Raw genomic sequence first — 16,473 nt, 5'->3', positions numbered from 1 at the left:
GAGACCCCACAGATACCAGCATGTCTGAGGAGGCCCCAGGCTGCCCACGGTCACACCTGCTGATGCGAGCAGCCGGCGTGTTGTTCGCACACTGGATAAGGAATCAAGCCGAAGCCTATGTCGTCATCTTTTTACTATTTATCATCCTCGATAAAGCGTGCAAGGCGATAGCTGTAGTCACCGTCTAAGTGGACAAGATCCGCTTTGGACATATTCTCCAGAAAACGGTCGATAATTTTAGGACCGTAATCGAGATAGAGTTCTGAGATTGATCGATTTGTCGTTACCAGCAGACTTTTCGATAATCGCGCATTGAGTATGGCGAACATGAGCTCTTTTGTCCATGGCGTAATCCCTTCTGCACCAACATCATCCAGAATGAGCAGATCGGCATCTGCGATGAATGTCATGAGTTCGCGCTCTGTGAGCGTACTTTCTTTCGCCCAGGTTGATTTAAAGATGAGCTTTAGAGCCGGGACATCAATAAATAAGCACGTTTTATGATACTTCTGGTCAAGCAGTTTACTGATTCCTACGGCCAAATGCGATTTGCCCAGGCCGGGTTTGCCGTAATAAATCATTCTCGCCGGCTTATTTTCTCCTATCTTTTTAACAAATGCAATAGCCTGTTCGACCGCATGGATCTGTGACGCATTCTGGACAGAAAAGTTTTTTAACGTTGCCTGTTTTAAGGCATCGTTGATCGTCGACAGTTCGGAAAATCGTTCACGCTTGATTCTGTCGGCCTCTTGTACCGCCTTCTGAGACAACGCGCAGTCACAATGCTCGGTGATCGTCGTCCGTGAACCTTTTCGTGGCCCGCCGACCATGCGCATTTTATAGACGTTCAGCGCTCTGCCGCAATTACGGCAATGCGTGACATTGACTAAGGTTCGCTTCAAATCAATACCGTCTGCATGAAAGAGATCAGCTAAGCGACGCATGATAACACCAGCTTTTATGAGATGAATTAACGCTGCACTTATTTCTTGTTTATTCCCCCGAAAGGCGCGAGCACTTCGAAGCATGGAACCGAAAGCTGGCGACGCGTGCGGTAACAAGAAAGTAATCAGAGAGATGATTGATAGATTGCAGGGCAGAGGACAGTGCAGCCTGATTTTTCCTGGATCACTTGCCATTTTAGTGATAATCATTTTCAGTTTCAAGAGTGAGTCATCAAAGAAGAGACAAATAGTTTATTGAAATTCACTACCCATTTCATATTGCTCAAACTTTGTATCCGATTTCATATTGCTCAAACTTTGTATCCGAAGATTAATCATTATCACCAACTTGAATGGTCACAAAACTGTCATGGTTAATACGCACTTCAGGGTAGGATATTGATTGAAAATGAGAACCATTATCACTATAATTTTAAGCATACATGTGATGAAAGTCACAATGCCACTGAGAGCAGTTTATGAAGATCAACCCATTTATATTGAAAACACAGTGATCGACGATATAGAAACAAGAGAAATATAGAAAAGAGGGAGAATCATGGAGGAAAAAGCTTTGCTCGAAATTGAAGATTTGCATCTTTCATTTGACACGTATGGAGGAGAAATCCAGGCGATTCGCGGAGTGAATTTGTCACTTCGAAGAGGTGAGATACTCGGTCTCGTCGGTGAATCCGGCTCTGGAAAATCAACCCTGGCAAAGGCAATTATCGGCTTGCTTCCCAAAAATAATACACGAATTAAGAAGGGGCGTATATGGTACAAGGGATTAGACCTGGCCGGGGCGAAAGAGCATGTCCTGCAAAGTATTCGCGGACGAGGGATTTCGATGATTTTCCAGGATCCCATGACTTCATTGAATCCGACGATGAAAATCGGCAATCAAATTATGGAGGCTGTGAAGACGCATCAGAATCTTTCGGGCACTGAAGCGAAAGAGAAGGTTTTGCAGCTGCTACAACGGGTCGGAATCAAGGATGCCAGTCTGCGAATGAAACAGTATCCACATCAATTTTCCGGTGGCATGCGGCAGCGAGCGATGATCGCGATTGCATTGGCCTGCAAACCGAATATTTTGCTTGCTGATGAACCAACGACAGCGCTTGATGTGACTGTTCAGTCACAGATTATCGAACTGCTGAAGGATATTCAAAAAGAGAACGGCATGTCCATTATTTTTATCTCACATGATCTCGGTGTGATTGCGAATGTGGCGGACCGGGTAGCCGTCATGTATGCGGGAAAGATCGTCGAGATTGGCACATCATCGGATATTTTCTATCATTCCAGGCATCCCTATTCGTGGGGGCTGCTCAGTGCAACACCCAGTCTGGAAACAACCGGTGATGTGCTATACACAATACCAGGCTCTCCGCCGAATCTGCAGCTGCCCATTCGAGGTGATGCGTTCGCACCGAGAAATAAGTATGCCATGAAAATCGATCAGATCAAGCAACCACCGATGTTTCGGGTTTCCGATACTCATTTTGCCGCGACCTGGTTACTGCACCCCGAAGCGCCATCCGTAGATGTGCCGGAGGAGATTCGCAAGCGCGGGCAACAGGCCGGGAGTAAGCGACAACGCGAACACAAGGAAGATGAAAAAATAAAGCAGTCAGATAAAGTCATGCTTGAGGTCAGTCATTTGAAGAAATCCTTTTCAAATGGGAGAAGACAGTTGCACGCCGTTGATGATCTTTCACTCAAACTGTATCAAGGTGAGACCTTTGGCCTGGTCGGTGAATCGGGATGCGGCAAATCGACCCTGGGACGAACCATCATGGGCATCTATAAAGCGTCGGGCGGTACCATACGGCTGGAAGATCAGTCGATGGGTAATCATTATGGCAGACAAATGAAACGTGAGTTCCATCAAAAGATGCAGATGATTTTCCAGGATCCCTACTCCTCGTTAGACCCGCATTTAATCATTGGTCAAATTATCGCAGAAGGAATAGTCCTGAATGGTCTTGCAAAAACCAAAGAAGATTTAGAACAGCAAGTTGCCGAACTTCTGACAACAGTTGGTCTGGAACCGAATCTTGCCAGTCGCTATCCCTATGAACTTTCCGGTGGTCAGCGTCAGCGCGTGGGTATCGCCCGGGCGCTTGCCGTTCAACCGGAGCTGATCATTGCGGATGAACCTATCTCAGCTCTGGATGTTTCCATCCAGGCCCAAATTGTCAACCTATTAAAGAAGTTACAAAAAGAACGCGGACTTACACTTTTATTCATCGCTCATGACCTTTCCATGGTTAAGTATATAAGCGATCGGATCGGTGTGATGTACGCGGGCAAGATCGTCGAACTGGCGCCGGCAGATGACCTGTATCAATGCCCGCTCCACCCCTATACAGAGGCATTGATTTCGGCGATCCCGCAAGCAGATCCACTCCGCGAGCAGCATAAAAAAAGACTGATCTTTCAGCCAGATCGCCAGAAGACAGGAGAGGCATCGAAGAAGCAGCTGCGCCAAATCATTCCTGGACATTTTGTCTTCTGTGATGAGAGTGAAGTATCTGTATTGAAGGATAAGTATGAGCGGTTAACTCAGTCTAAAATACGGGGTTAAATCATCAGCGTACAGGATTGAGTGCTTGATAAAGATCAGGGTGAAAAAGAGACTTCCTTACTTGTTCGCACCTGCTCCCGCCTCTGAATCAGAAAGGAGAATCGTTATTGATGACTTCACGTTCAAAACAGGATCCTGAAATGATTGAAATATGGGATGATGTCGTCCGGGTCAGGGATCTTGTCCTCGCGATTGCGATCAGCAGTATCACAACATTGGGCGGCTATTTTGCTGCACCGGACCATGCGCCGATGCCGCTCTTATTTGGCTTAATCGGAGCGGTGATCGGGTTTATGGTTTGCTCACTCTTCATTAAACCCAAGCGTATTTTTGAAGAGACGGAAAGGAAGAAATAATGGATGGGCCTTGTTCTCTTAGTAGAAATGATCATTGCAGCTGTTGGGGCTGCACTTTTATATACAATTATTGGCATCATCCCGGGGACGGACGAAACAGCCGTTCTGGTTCCTGTCACACTGATCTTAGTGCTCGCCGGTGTTCAACCTGTCGTTGTCCTCTGCTTTTTTATCTCAGCTGCGATTGCCAATAACCTGATGGATGCGGTACCTGCAGCCATTGTCGGGATTCCCGGCGGCGTTATGGCAAGTCCGCTCGTTGGCCATGCGCTGTTACTTAAACGAAAGGGAATGGCCGACCGATCGCTGCGCAAAATGGCCGGGGGTTCACTGATCGGTGTACTGGTCAGTGTTCCGGTCAGTTTACTGCTTGCAAGAAGTCTGATTCCGCTTGCCGAAGTCATTAAAGCGTACGCCGACCCGCTCTTCTTTGCCGGCGCTGTTTTACTTGCCTTGCTGAGTAAGAATAAGGTACTGGCACTTGCCTCCATTCTCCCTTTCACACTGCTCATTGAAGGGCTGCGCTATCTCTATTGGGGCATCGGCATTGTACCAAAAGGAACAACGGTGTTCATTTCGTTCTTTCTCGGCATAACGATTGGACCGATCATTTTGACTCTGTTTGAGCTGCTGAATAAAGAGAAAAGAGAACGGATGAAGTGTGATCAGCCGCGTAGGATTACCCTTCAGAAAGTGCCCTTTGAATGGAAATCGCTCAATCCGTTTCATGCGTTGAAAGAACAGGAATGGATCACAAGCGCTGTCGCGTCATTGGTCAGCTGTTTTACTTTTATTCTCAGCCCGGTCGGGATGACGACGCTTCTTGGCGAACTCTTTTCAAAACGGACGAAGGATCCGGTTGAACGGTCGGTACTTGCAATTACAACGATGAATGCACTGGCAAACGCGACCTATCTTTCCGGGACGCTGATCCCGCTGATCGCGTTAGGTATCCCCCTTTCTCCGGTTGCCATAGGCCCTGCTCATGCGCTGTTTGACGCACCGCCAGTCTTCACTGCAACGCACAATATGCACCACATCCTTTCGCAGACTGATTTCATCTGGGCGACAGTGATTGGCGCCGGCGTTGCCCTCATGGTCACGTATACGCTGGCCATCAAATATGCGCAATCGATATGTGCCTTTGTGTTCAAACGGATTCCTCACGAAGCCATCCTTGGCCTGTTTTGCGCTTTCGTTCTCCTGCTTGCGTATATGGATGCAGGCTGGATGAATATCGGCGGCGTCATGCTGATCGGACTTGTTTCGGGCCTGCTTCACCGCTGGGGCGTGGGTTACGGGATCTTATTCATGGTCTTGTATACGGCGCCATGGCTCGTTTCGGTATTCTGATCCTAATCCGTTCTCCGGAGCGGTCTGCGCCCGAAACATCCGCCGCGCTGATGCGCGCACGGGATGCAGGATGGTTCACTGATCGGACTTTTAATTTTAGCTGATGAACCAAGGTATCATCGCTTGTTCAGGAGGTAACGAAGATGGACGTGTTCGAAGATCTTTTTCATCGAATTAAAGCAGATCCTGAAAATATTCGTTTCACAAATAACAACATCGATCCGCTCTACTATGCCGCCCCAACAGCAAAGCTGCTAATCATCGGGCAGGCTCCGGGTGAGATCGCGCAGAATACAAAGATAATATGGAATGATCGAAGCGGCGTACGGTTACGGGAATGGATGGGCGTATCAGACGATACTTTCTACCATTCGGGGAAAATTGCCGTGCTTCCGATGGATTTTTATTTTCCCGGCAAAGGGAAGAGCGGCGATTTGCCGCCGAGAAAGGGATTCGCGGCAAAGTGGCATGATCCACTCATCAGGGCGATGCCAGGTATCGAGTTAACTTTATTAGTTGGCGCCTACGCGCAGAAGTACTACCTGAAGGCGCATTCAAAAATGACATTAACTGAAATGGTTAAAAATTATCGCGATTATTTACCCAGCTATTTTCCATTGGTGCATCCGTCACCACGAAACTCTATCTGGATCAAAAGAAATCCCTGGTTTGAGGACGGCGTCTTACCAGATTTGAAGAAATTGATTAACCGGATTCTATCGTAAATCGTGCTGATTCAACCGACAGATGATGAAACGCGGAGGTGAAATGAATGAATCGAGTGATTCGAGATAAACTTTCCCTGCTTCCGAAACAGCCCGGCTGTTATTTGATGGAGGATCATCGCGGTACGGTCATTTATGTTGGAAAAGCAAAGATCTTAAAGAGACGCGTACACTCTTATTTCATCGGCAAACATAATCCAAAAACGGAGAAATTAGTGAGTCAAATTGCTGATTTTACGTTTATTGTGACTGCATCTGATGTTGACGCACTCATTCTTGAAAATAATTTAATTAAAAACTATCGTCCGAAATACAACATCTTGCTGAAGGATGATAAAAGCTACCCCTATATAAAAATAACGGATGAGCGCCATCCCAGGCTCATCATTACCCGACAGGTGAGGAGAGATAAAGGGAAGTATTTCGGCCCCTTTCCCAATGTAAGTGCTGCTAATGAAACGAAAGCCCTGTTGGACCGTCTCTATCCACTGAGGCGGTGCCCGCTTACCGCCCGGCGGCCCTGTCTCTATTACCAGATCGGTAGATGCATTGGGTGTTGTGCCAGGGAAGTGAGCGAAGAAGAATATCGCCGGGTAACGCGTAAAATCGTTCATTTTTTTCATGGCGGGTTCAGAGCAGTTGAACGAAGATTAAAAGAGGAGATGCGGGGGGCATCGGATCGGCTAGACTTTGAGAAGGCCCGGGAGCTCCATGATTTGATCTCTTGTATTGAAGCGACGATGGACAAGCAGAGCATCAATAACCTGGATTTCGTCGATCGCGATGTGTTCGGTTACGCTTTTCAGGAAGGCTGGCTATGCGTGCAGGTTTTCCATATTCGCAGTGGAAAATTATTGCAGCGTGCAGCTTCATTCTTCCCCGTGTATGCCGAGCCGGAAACGGGTATACGTGCTTATCTGGGACAATTTTATTTGGGCCATCGCCATATCCGGCCAAAAGAAATCTTGATACCGGAATTGGATGATGAAAAAACGATCCAGAAATTTCTGGGCATCCGTTTGATCCATCCCAAACGTGGCACCAAAAAGAACCTTGTACAGATGGCCTGTCAGAATGCACGCATCGCGTTGCAAAATAAGCTGTCGTTATCGAAACTGGAAGCAACGGGCATTAAGAACTGATTACTTGCTGTTCAAAGGGGGCATCTGGGTTATGTCCTGTTCTCGTTCAAAAAGTAAAACCCTCTCTTCAAACAGAGGGGACGCGGAACAATTAATGGAAGCCTTTGTCGCATCCGGTTCGTATAAACGGCTAAAAGAACTTGAAAAGGAAGGGAAGGCACTTCGAGACTGTGTGCGCGGCTGTCTCAGCAGTGGTGAATCCAGAAGGTATGAGATTGGCAGTCATCTGGTGGCGAAGTTCATTCCTAAAAAAATTTATCAATATGATTACACTGGACTCAATGAATATCTGTATAATCTTGGATTACTCCAGAGACTGACGATACTGACCAGTCGCAATTTGAATAAAGACCAGAAACTGCTGGACTTATTTGAACCGTACCACTTAACTCCGGAATATTATGTTAAGCCTTCTTTTAATCGAGCGGGGCAGAAACTGATAAAGAGTGAGCAAATACCTGAAGTGAATTTGACGCTGAACGATGCGGCGATACGAATCAGCCGAAATCGCAGTCAATTAAAAGCCGTAAACGCTGAGTATGAAAAGCTGAAGGATGAATTGGCCAGATCCAGTCAATTAGCTGCGAAAAAGAAAGTCAGTTATAAATATGGCTCATTATCCCTTCTTCGAAAGCCCCTGCGTTATCGGTTCACGCATCGTTCAAATCAAAGGATGATTCATGCGTTAATTAAATTTGGGAAACCAGACTTTGATGGCATTGAGCATTACCTGTTTAAAGGAATCATTAATAAGAGCGAATTTGAGACATTCAGGAAGCTTAAGGATGTTCGATTAGATTTTGTTATTCTTAATTTAGACGATGAGGCGAAGATGCAGAATTATTTCCGCCGAAAGTGGACCAATCATTTACTCTTTTTGAATGAGTGAATGAGGTAGCCGTGACAGCTTTTTTAATTGGTAAGTGATTAATGCCGGCAAACGCACCACTTTAGTGGCGGGAGGTTCACTTAGTGAAAAAGAATCGAATCAATAATAAAGCACATCAAAATAATGTAGCTTTATATTGACGACTCCAGCTAATATATCTAATATAATGGTTAATAAGTAAACACAAGCGATTCTTATCCAGAGCGGCGGAGGGACTGGCCCGATGAAGCCCGACAACCAGCATAGTTGCATGGTGTCAATTCCAGCAGAATATATTCTGCAAAGATGAGAAGACAGCGTATGAATCATTAACTCATGCCGTTTTCTTATCACAGAAAACGGCATTTCTTTATGACCATTTTAAATGACTAATTTGAATAAAAGAGGATGACAAAAGTGAGTGCGAGTGATGACATTGTTACGCAATATAAAAAACATCTAGCCGACTACATAAAGCTGCCTTCAGTTTCTGCCCAGAACAAAGCTATTCCCGAAACAGCGGAATTCTTGCGGAAATTATTTACTCAGGCAGGTGGGCAGGCAAGAGTGTTCCATGATTATAAATACCCGCTAGTGTATGCAGATTTTCAGCCGGAAGACCCGCAGAAAAGGGCGACGACTGTATTATTTTATAACCACTATGATGTGCAGCCCCCGGAACCTCTGGAAGAATGGCACTCCGAACCGTTTACGCTGACCGAAAAGGACGGAAAGCTTGTCGGCCGCGGAGTAGCTGACTGCAAGGGTGAACTAATTGCCCGGCTTACTGCCCTGAACATCTACAGGCAGGAGCACGGTGATTTTCCCTTTCAGGTCAAGTTTTTTGTTGAAGGTGCGGAAGAAATCGCCAGCCAGAATCTGGAAGACTATCTGAAGAAATACGCTGATCTATTTCAGACTGATCTGGTGGTCTGGGAAGGCGGTTCAAAGACCTCGCAGGGCAAACTGGAAATTACCGGCGGCAATAAGGGGATCAGCTGTTTTGATCTGGTCACCCGAACCGGCAAGGATGATATTCACTCCTCATCAGCTGCTTATATCGAAGGCCCGGGATGGCGCCTGGCACAGGCACTGGCTACGCTGCGCGATGTAAATAGCGGCAGAATTCTCGTTGACGGTTTCTACGATGATGTGGAAGAACCTTCCCCGCGAGCCAGGGCGCTCATCGACAAGATGTATCTTGATAAAGAATCGGTTAAGAAACTCCATGATCTTCAGCTTCCATTTCTTTTTGACAATATCAAGGAAGCCTATGCTTTTGAACCAACCATCAATATTGCCGGTTTGACAAGCGGCTATGAGGGTGAAAGTGTCAAGACGGTGCTGCCGCATACGGCACGGGCGAAGATTGATGCTCGTCTGGTACCGCATCAGGATCCGGTCGATATTTATAAGAAAGTGCAGAAGTATTTGAATAAACGAGGGTTCAGTGATGTGAAAGTCGAGTATCTGATGGGGGAAAAGAGTTATCGTTCCGACCTCGACGCACCGATTGTCAGGAGCATACTGGACGTTGCCGCGAAGGTTTATGGCGGCGAAGACCATTTGCAGCTGCTGCCGACAAGTTCAGGAACCGGACCGATGTATCTCTTTAATCACTATCTCCATGCACCGCTGATGTCTTTCGGAATCGGTGATCCGGGTTCGGGCGCTCATTCACCGAATGAAAACGTACACCTGGATAATTATCATCAGGGGATCCGCTTTTTGACGGCGATTTTTGAACATCTTGCCCGGAATTAGCTCGATTCATTATATGGCAGGTATGAACGGTTTACTGATTTTCCTGTTGATGTCCATTACCGGAATCTTACTTAACCGTACGCATCAAATAATGATCCCCACCTGAATTTAGCTTAGATGGGGAATTATCTTATTTTATAGAAGTGAAGATGATGTGCTCCTAACCTTGGCGGAACGCAAGACCCGTGACAGATCTCCCAAAAGATTGACGGCAAAGATCTGGATTCAGCAGACGATGCTATCAAGCAGTTGATCGATCGATTTGGTTCGTTGTTCTCAGGATTGCAGTCCAGCCTTCTTATTTCAGTTGTCGATTTCATGGAATAATCACGTGTAGCACGTTGAATCAGGTGTTGTATGAACCTATGGTAATCTTGATTAATCTCAGCCAGTCTCTGCACGGACTTCTGAGATGTCCTGCAATCTTACATATACTGGACACCTCTATCACTCCATAAAAATTATTTTCATCATAACAGCATACTATTTGACTTTTTTTCATGGGCCATGCTACTATTTCACTTTCAGATCTTCCGGCGCTTTGCCGCCGGGGAAACAATTAAAGGAGGTCTTTTGTGGAAAAGAAAACGAAAAGCAAGCTGTTACCTGTCGTTTCTTCAAGTATTATCGGCGCGACGATTGAATGGTATGATTTCTTCCTGTATGGTGTCGTGGCCGGTATGGTGTTAAACCAGCTGTATTTCCCGAGCAATGATCCTTTTTTGTCGACCTTGCTCGCTTATGTCACATTTGCCGTCGGATTTTTCGCCCGACCGGTAGGTGGCGTCATCTTCGGACATTTCGGTGATAAACTTGGGCGTAAGCGGATGCTGATTTTAACGGTCATGATTATGGGCGGAAGCACCTGCCTGATCGCTATTTTGCCTACCTATGATCAAATCGGCATCTGGGCACCGATCATTTTACTGCTGCTTCGTGTTGTTCAGGGAATTGGGCTTGGCGGGGAATGGGGCGGTGCCATCCTGATGACTTATGAGTATGCCCCGAAGAACAAGCGTGGTTACTATGCCAGTTTCCCTCAGATCGGTCTGTCCTTTGGCCTTTTGCTCGCATCCGGTGTTATCGGGCTGCTTACCGCACTTCTGTCCGATACCCAGTTCCTTGCCTGGGGCTGGCGGGTCGCCTTTGGTCTGAGTATTGTCCTGCTCATTACCGGGCTCTGGATGAGAATTGCGGTCAAAGAAACCCCGGAGTTCCAGAAAGTGAAAGATACGAATAAAGAAACTCGCATTCCTTTTAAAAAGATGTGGAAGGGCAATACACGGAAAATCATCGCAGGCATGGGCACCCGGTACATCGATGGTGTGTTTTTCAATGTCATGGGCGTCTTCTCGATAAATTACCTGACGAATCATATTCACATCAGCAATTCGATGGCGACGCTCGGTGTTTCTGTTGCCGCATTCGTCATGTGTTTCTTTATTCCTCTGTTCGGCTATTGGTCCGACCGAATCGGCAGAACGAAAGTATATTTTTGGGGAAGTTTAATTACAGGAATATCAGCGATGCCGGCTTTCTGGATGATGGGCCACTCATCAGGAAACACCTGGCTGATCTGGCTGGCGATCATTATTCCGTTTGGCATCTTATATGCGATTGTCTACGGGCCGGAAGCCGCTCTGTTTGCCGAATTGTTTGATGCGGAAGTTCGCTATACAGGAGTATCCTTCGTCTATCAATCCTCTGGCATCTTTGCCAGCGGGATTACCCCGATTATTGCTACATCACTGCTGCAGGCAGGCGACGGATCACCGCTCTTGCTGACCCTGTATGTCCTCTTCTCGGGGGTTGTAAGTGCTTTGTCGGTGGGATGGATTGCAGAACTGAAAAAATAGCGCGATAGAATTGGTTATGCTGAACTTCGGCGGGGGTTAACATCTGGATGATCGATTTTATGCGCAGTAAGAAAATCCCAGGAGAAGTTGAGGTTGACTTCTCCTGGGATTTCGTCTTATAAAATTATCATTGAATCGATCTTTTCACGATCACATGTAATGAATGTTGTCTCATAAATTCTGCACTATTTGTGCATTAAAGGCATCGCCACCGTCAACATTGGCACTTTGGAAGGGTGGCGGATGCAAACCTTTGTCGATCAGTTTCTCAGCTGTTTTCAGGACAATAAAATTAACAATTAAGGCGCTCAATCGACGTCGAGACAGGCTCCATTTTCTAGTTCAATCCATCTAATTACGTCGCAGAATCTTCAAAATCACCGCAATTATCAATGACCAGGTTGTATACGTCAAACAGTCTTTTTCCACTAATGTGTCGCAAACTTACTTGCTTTGAATACGTCAAATTGGGTAAAGTTAAGTCATCACAACAACCAGAGAGGATCCTTTTATGATGACTACTCTATCTATCGCCAATCGCTAACTGCTGTCCAGCTATCAGAAACAGCTGACAAAGGTGGTAGCCTGAGCAAATTTATCCAGGAAAAACATAGAACTCGCAAGGGATAGGGACACTTTTCTATCTTTCAAGTTTTAGTTGCTTTATGGTATAATTATCCTACGTTAAAGCATACACTGCTAATGCACAAGCTGAAAGGTGGTATTAGTGGTTATGGGTGATAAGAAGGAGGAGAAAGACATGACCGAAGCCATTCGTAAAAAAGAGAGAGAAGATATCAGGAAGGCGAAGGTTATGGCCTCTTTTAAAAAGATGGCAAAGAAGTATGCTAAGACTCTGAAGAAATTGAGTAAAAACTGAAAATGGTTAAAAGCATACATCTAACGGCTGATGATATTAGAGATTTTCATAGGTACGCTATAAAAACATATGGCGGTATTGAAGGAGAAACATCCTCTGACTTGATTGAATATGTTGCTGAACGACCCTATCAAATTGTGTTTGGGGTAGATAAATATCCGACAATCTTTGATAAAGCAGCTTATTATTTAAAGTCATTTGCAGATAATCAATACTTTACTGATGGTAACAAAAGGACCGGGGTTTTATGTGCCATTACCTTATTAGACGTGAACGGTTTTGAGTTGACGCTATCACCTATGCAACTTTACGATTATGCCATACTGATTGCAAATAAGAAAATAACCTCGATTAAAGAGATTGCTTCTTATCTTGAAGCCAACGTAAATTTTCTTACTGAGTGACTAAACGGCCACCTGCTTTAGCAGGTGGCCGTTTAGTCAGCGATCTCAATAACGATCATTAATCCCGTGATTATTTCAGAATCTGCTTCTTGGTCTCCGGGCCCCACAGGATGGTCAGCACGGCGACAACGGCCATGAAGATACCGATGGTGATGAAGATGCTGACAGGTCCCTGAGTGCTGAGTAAACCGGCAACGGCATAGGGGGTGATAATCGTGAAAAAGCGTCCGACAGCCTGCGCGGTTCCGTTGCCGCGCATCCGCAGCCGTGTCGGGAACAGTTCAGGGACATAGATGGCCAGGCCGATCGCCATGAGGATGTAGATGCAAACGGTCATTAGAAAACCGATGATCATGATCGCGGTCGGATTCGTTTGAAAGGCATAAGAGTATCCGAAGATAGCGGTCATAATGAAGGAACCGACGATCATCCATTTACGTCCGAATCGGTCGACGGTCAGCCTTCCAATAAAAGCGCCGACCGGTGCACCGACCATCATCAGTGCTGTATAGCCAAGGGATTTGGAAATCGTGATGCCGCCGTTGACAAGCAGGGTGGGTACCCAGGTCACAAAGGTGTAGGCAACAGTGTTGAGCGCGGCAAGAATGAAGCAGCCGAGGAGGGTCTTCTTAATCTCATCTCTGCCGAAAAGTTCGCTGAATTTGCCTTGCTGCTCGTCAATCTGATTAAACTGGCTGCTGTCCTGAAGGTCCGTACCGGGATGGCGTTCGCCGTATTTCTTCTCGGCTTCACGTTCGAAAATCGACACGACCTGTTCGGCTTCGCTGAATCGTCCCTGTGAGAAATACCATCTTGGCGATTCCGGCAGGCTGCGGCGGAAGTACCAGACAATTAACGAGGCAACGCCGACAATGACGAACATCCAGCGCCAGCCGACCGATGGAATGATAAGAAAACCGGTGAAGGTGGCAAGCGGGGCGGAGCAGTTGGCAATGACGGAAAGGCTGGCTACCCATTTGCCTCTTGACTTGGCCGGCATGAATTCGCCGAGCAGGGCGAAGCCGGTGACAATTTCTGCGCCGAGCCCGAATCCGCTGATCCCTCTGAGAATGATCAGCGTGATCATGTTAGGCGCAAAGAAACTGGCCAGAGAAGCCAGCCCGAAAATGAGCAGGTTGATCTGATAGGCAAATTGACGTCCTTTCGCGTCGCCGACGATGCCGGTAGCAATCGACCCAATGAAAAGTCCAATGAATGTTGTCGAGATAAATGCGGCGTTCAGAAACAGGGTTGACCATCCGGTCTGCACAAGACTGCCAAGGACGCCGCCGGCCAGATAGACGTCAAATCCATCGAGCAGCATGCCGAGCGTGATCAGGGTAAAGACTTTGTACATCGTCCCGGTGATGGGAAGATTATTAATCCGTGCTTCAAGCTGCTGCCGTTCTTGTTCCGTGTAATGATCGATTGCCCGTTCACTTGCTTTCCCTCTGCTCTTAATCCGACGATTACTGATCGTTCCTTCTGCTTCCATATATCCTCACTCCTAATTTATCCGTGGGATCCGGTTTCTTTTCCATCACCCCGGAAATTTATCTGTATCTTATAAATGGATCATTTGCTTTTTACTCTGCAGATGTATATTTCTCTTCCAATTGGTTCACTTCATCCAGTCCGATAAAACGATTAAACTGATCAAAGGGCACGAGTCTGTCCATAAAGCCTGCAGTGGTTTTACGGGTATAGAGTTCCTTGAGCAATTCTTGCTCGGCGAAGGTTTGTGCGTAAGCCAATGCTGTGGGATGAACCATGATCCGGAAACCCAGTTCCTGCAGCTCATCGGCTGTCATCAGCGGTGTTTTGCCGTGTTCAATCATATTCGCCATCAGCGGAACATCAGGAAATGCCGCTGAAATTTTTTTGAGCTCCTCTTTATTTTGCGGCGCTTCAATGAAGACCATGTCGGCGCCCGCCTGGTGATAGGCCCGGCTCCGCCGGATGGCTTCGTCCAGGTCGTAAACCGCACGGGCATCTGTACGGGACATGATCAGAAAATCACGGTGTTTCCGGGTACGGGCGGCGGTACGAATCTTCTCAACCATTTCCTCCATCGGGATAACCGCTTTGCCGTCCATATGGCCGCAGCGCTTCGGCCATTTCTGATCTTCCAGGAAAAGTCCGGCAACGCCGATCGATTCGTAGCAGCGTACCGTCCGGGCCACATTCATCAAGTTGCCGTAACCTGTATCGGCATCGGCAAAGACCGGGATATCCACGCAGTTGACGATCTCCCTGGCCCGGTTAACCATGATGCCGAAATCCGCGATTCCCCGATCGGGCATCGCCAGTTCGGAAGCTGAAGTGGTATAACCCGCCTGGAAAATGGCCTTAAAGCCGGTTCGTTCGGCGATTTTTGCGGACAGGCTGTCCGGACAGGCGACCATGCTGATAATCTGCGGTTCATGAACGAGACGGTTGAATTGTGCGCGCATTCGATCCGCTTTCATGGCTGCACCTCCTTTTTCAATGGCTGATGTCCGGCTATCCGGCTGGAAAAAGTATAGTCAGATTTATCGGACTTGCTGCTTCCGCTTAATTGCCTGAGTGCCGCTTCTTCTGCCTGAGAAGCCGCAAACAGTGTGCTTGCCGGATAAAAAACGACGCCGTAACCTTTTTTAAAAAGATCCTGTGCTGAGGAGAAAGTATGATTTCGTCCTTCGATCCTATCAATGCCGACAGGAAATTCTGAGGACAATGCCGCTGCCTGAGCTATGAATGTGTCATCCGTTAATCCGCCGATGATGATTAAATCGGCTCCCGCGTCGCGGTAAGCCCGAGCCCGGCTGAATGCCTCATCGATTCCCTTAGCTGCCAGGCTGTCTGTCCGGGCAATGATGAAGGATTCCGGGTTTTCCAAGGCGTCTTTTGCCGCATGAATTTTTCCGATCATTTCCTGAGTCTCGATCACTTTCAAGTTCTGAAAGAATTCAGAAACAGAAGGGGCGGACTGGTCATTCAGGATCAATGCCGAGGCGCCGGAACGCTCAAATTCTTTTGCCGTGTAAAAAGTATTCAGTGCATTTCCATAACCGGATTCCGCATCAATAATCAGCGGAAGGTCAACCGTCTGACGAATATACCTTAAATGACGGGCGCGTTCGGACATGCTCAGAAGTCCGTAATTGTCGGAGCCAAGCAATGTTCCCTCTGCACCAACGCTTGAGACGAGCGCTGCCGGAAAGCCTGTTTTCTGGGTCAACTTTGCGGAGATGCCGTCAAAAATGCCGGGAATCACCAGTGGTTTACCGGTTTGAATCTGAAATCGCAAATCGCTGCACAAATCATCGCTCAATACACTCACTGCCTTTCCTGTTCAGATATATTTTAATACGTGCAAAATTCCGAAAAATGGTGTATAAAAATCACCACCTTAAAAGAGACTCGTTAAAAAAAGGGTAAAAAAAATCCCATTCATGAGTGAATGGGATCGATGAGATAGATCTGCACGAATCCTATGATCATGAACAGGACACGCACGCACTAGCTAGCTTAATTGACCAACGATTGTTTATGCCCTACCAGTGAATGAAATTAGACAAGGGAAAGCCGGCCAGCCCTTGCACTCGTTCA

At 46.9% G+C, this 16,473-nt stretch carries 13 protein-coding genes and 1 riboswitch; of the genes, 9 read left to right on the top strand and 4 right to left on the bottom strand.

From position 1 onward, the window contains the following. Positions 1–134: 134 nt before the first annotated feature. A complete protein-coding gene (locus D889_RS0105185; protein WP_238537572.1) occupies positions 135–1,166 on the bottom strand; it encodes an ATP-binding protein in 1,032 nt (343 codons plus the stop codon). 337 nt (positions 1,167–1,503) lie between these two features. Between D889_RS0105185 and D889_RS15890 the strand changes: the two genes are divergently transcribed. The 9 genes from D889_RS15890 to D889_RS0105135 all read left to right on the top strand — a co-directional run bounded on the left by D889_RS15890 (position 1,504) and on the right by D889_RS0105135 (position 12,882). Beyond that, positions 1,504–3,534, top strand: a complete 2,031-nt coding sequence (locus D889_RS15890; RefSeq protein WP_010631109.1) for a dipeptide ABC transporter ATP-binding protein — start codon at positions 1,504–1,506, stop codon at positions 3,532–3,534. A gap of 110 nt (positions 3,535–3,644) precedes the next feature. After that, positions 3,645–3,890 carry a hypothetical protein gene (locus tag D889_RS0105175; protein WP_010631110.1) on the top strand — a complete coding sequence of 82 codons (246 nt, stop codon included), beginning with the start codon at positions 3,645–3,647 and terminating at the stop codon, positions 3,888–3,890. A gap of 3 nt (positions 3,891–3,893) precedes the next feature. Further along, on the top strand, positions 3,894–5,243 hold the full coding sequence (locus D889_RS0105170) for a tripartite tricarboxylate transporter permease (RefSeq protein ID WP_010631111.1): 1,350 nt from the start codon (positions 3,894–3,896) through the stop codon (positions 5,241–5,243). Between the two features lie 143 nt (positions 5,244–5,386). After that, positions 5,387–5,968, top strand: a complete 582-nt coding sequence (locus tag D889_RS0105165; protein WP_010631112.1) for a uracil-DNA glycosylase family protein — start codon at positions 5,387–5,389, stop codon at positions 5,966–5,968. 47 nt (positions 5,969–6,015) lie between these two features. Next, the gene (gene uvrC / locus D889_RS14845; RefSeq protein ID WP_010631113.1) at positions 6,016–7,110 is read left to right on the top strand and encodes an excinuclease ABC subunit UvrC; all 1,095 of its coding nucleotides are present in this window, start codon (positions 6,016–6,018) and stop codon (positions 7,108–7,110) included. Between the two features lie 31 nt (positions 7,111–7,141). Then, positions 7,142–7,999, top strand: a complete 858-nt coding sequence (locus D889_RS0105155) for a hypothetical protein (RefSeq protein WP_238537573.1) — start codon at positions 7,142–7,144, stop codon at positions 7,997–7,999. A 191-nt stretch (positions 8,000–8,190) separates the two neighbouring features. After that, positions 8,191–8,291: riboswitch (SAM riboswitch) on the top strand. 104 nt (positions 8,292–8,395) lie between these two features. Beyond that, positions 8,396–9,742 carry a M20/M25/M40 family metallo-hydrolase gene (locus D889_RS0105150; protein ID WP_010631115.1) on the top strand — a complete coding sequence of 449 codons (1,347 nt, stop codon included), beginning with the start codon at positions 8,396–8,398 and terminating at the stop codon, positions 9,740–9,742. A 575-nt stretch (positions 9,743–10,317) separates the two neighbouring features. Next, positions 10,318–11,598, top strand: a complete 1,281-nt coding sequence (locus D889_RS0105145) for an MFS transporter (RefSeq protein WP_010631116.1) — start codon at positions 10,318–10,320, stop codon at positions 11,596–11,598. A gap of 882 nt (positions 11,599–12,480) precedes the next feature. Further along, positions 12,481–12,882, top strand: coding sequence for a type II toxin-antitoxin system death-on-curing family toxin (locus D889_RS0105135; RefSeq protein WP_010631117.1), 402 nt, complete (start codon positions 12,481–12,483; stop codon positions 12,880–12,882). A 70-nt stretch (positions 12,883–12,952) separates the two neighbouring features. Here the strand turns inward: D889_RS0105135 and D889_RS0105130 are convergent, their stop codons facing one another. The 3 genes from D889_RS0105130 to D889_RS0105120 all read right to left on the bottom strand — a co-directional run bounded on the left by D889_RS0105130 (position 12,953) and on the right by D889_RS0105120 (position 16,204). Continuing rightward, positions 12,953–14,377: an MFS transporter gene (locus tag D889_RS0105130; protein WP_010631118.1), complete on the bottom strand. Its 1,425-nt coding sequence runs from the start codon at positions 14,375–14,377 to the stop codon at positions 12,953–12,955. Positions 14,378–14,468: 91 nt separating this feature from the next. Then, complete coding sequence (locus tag D889_RS0105125) at positions 14,469–15,350, bottom strand: isocitrate lyase/PEP mutase family protein (RefSeq protein WP_010631119.1); 882 nt, start codon at positions 15,348–15,350, stop codon at positions 14,469–14,471. Continuing rightward, entirely contained in the window at positions 15,347–16,204 is an 858-nt protein-coding gene (locus D889_RS0105120; protein WP_238537577.1) for an isocitrate lyase/PEP mutase family protein, read from the bottom strand. The genes D889_RS0105125 and D889_RS0105120 overlap by 4 nt, the downstream gene beginning before the upstream one ends. Between the last annotated feature and the right edge of the window lie 269 nt (positions 16,205–16,473).

The sequence above is a fragment of the Sporolactobacillus vineae DSM 21990 = SL153 genome, assembly GCF_000377985.1.
In the GTDB taxonomy this organism is placed as follows: domain Bacteria; phylum Bacillota; class Bacilli; order Bacillales; family Sporolactobacillaceae; genus Sporolactobacillus; species Sporolactobacillus vineae.
The sequence above is the reverse complement of the archived record's forward strand: the minus strand, read 5'-3'. Positions and strand labels throughout refer to the sequence as shown.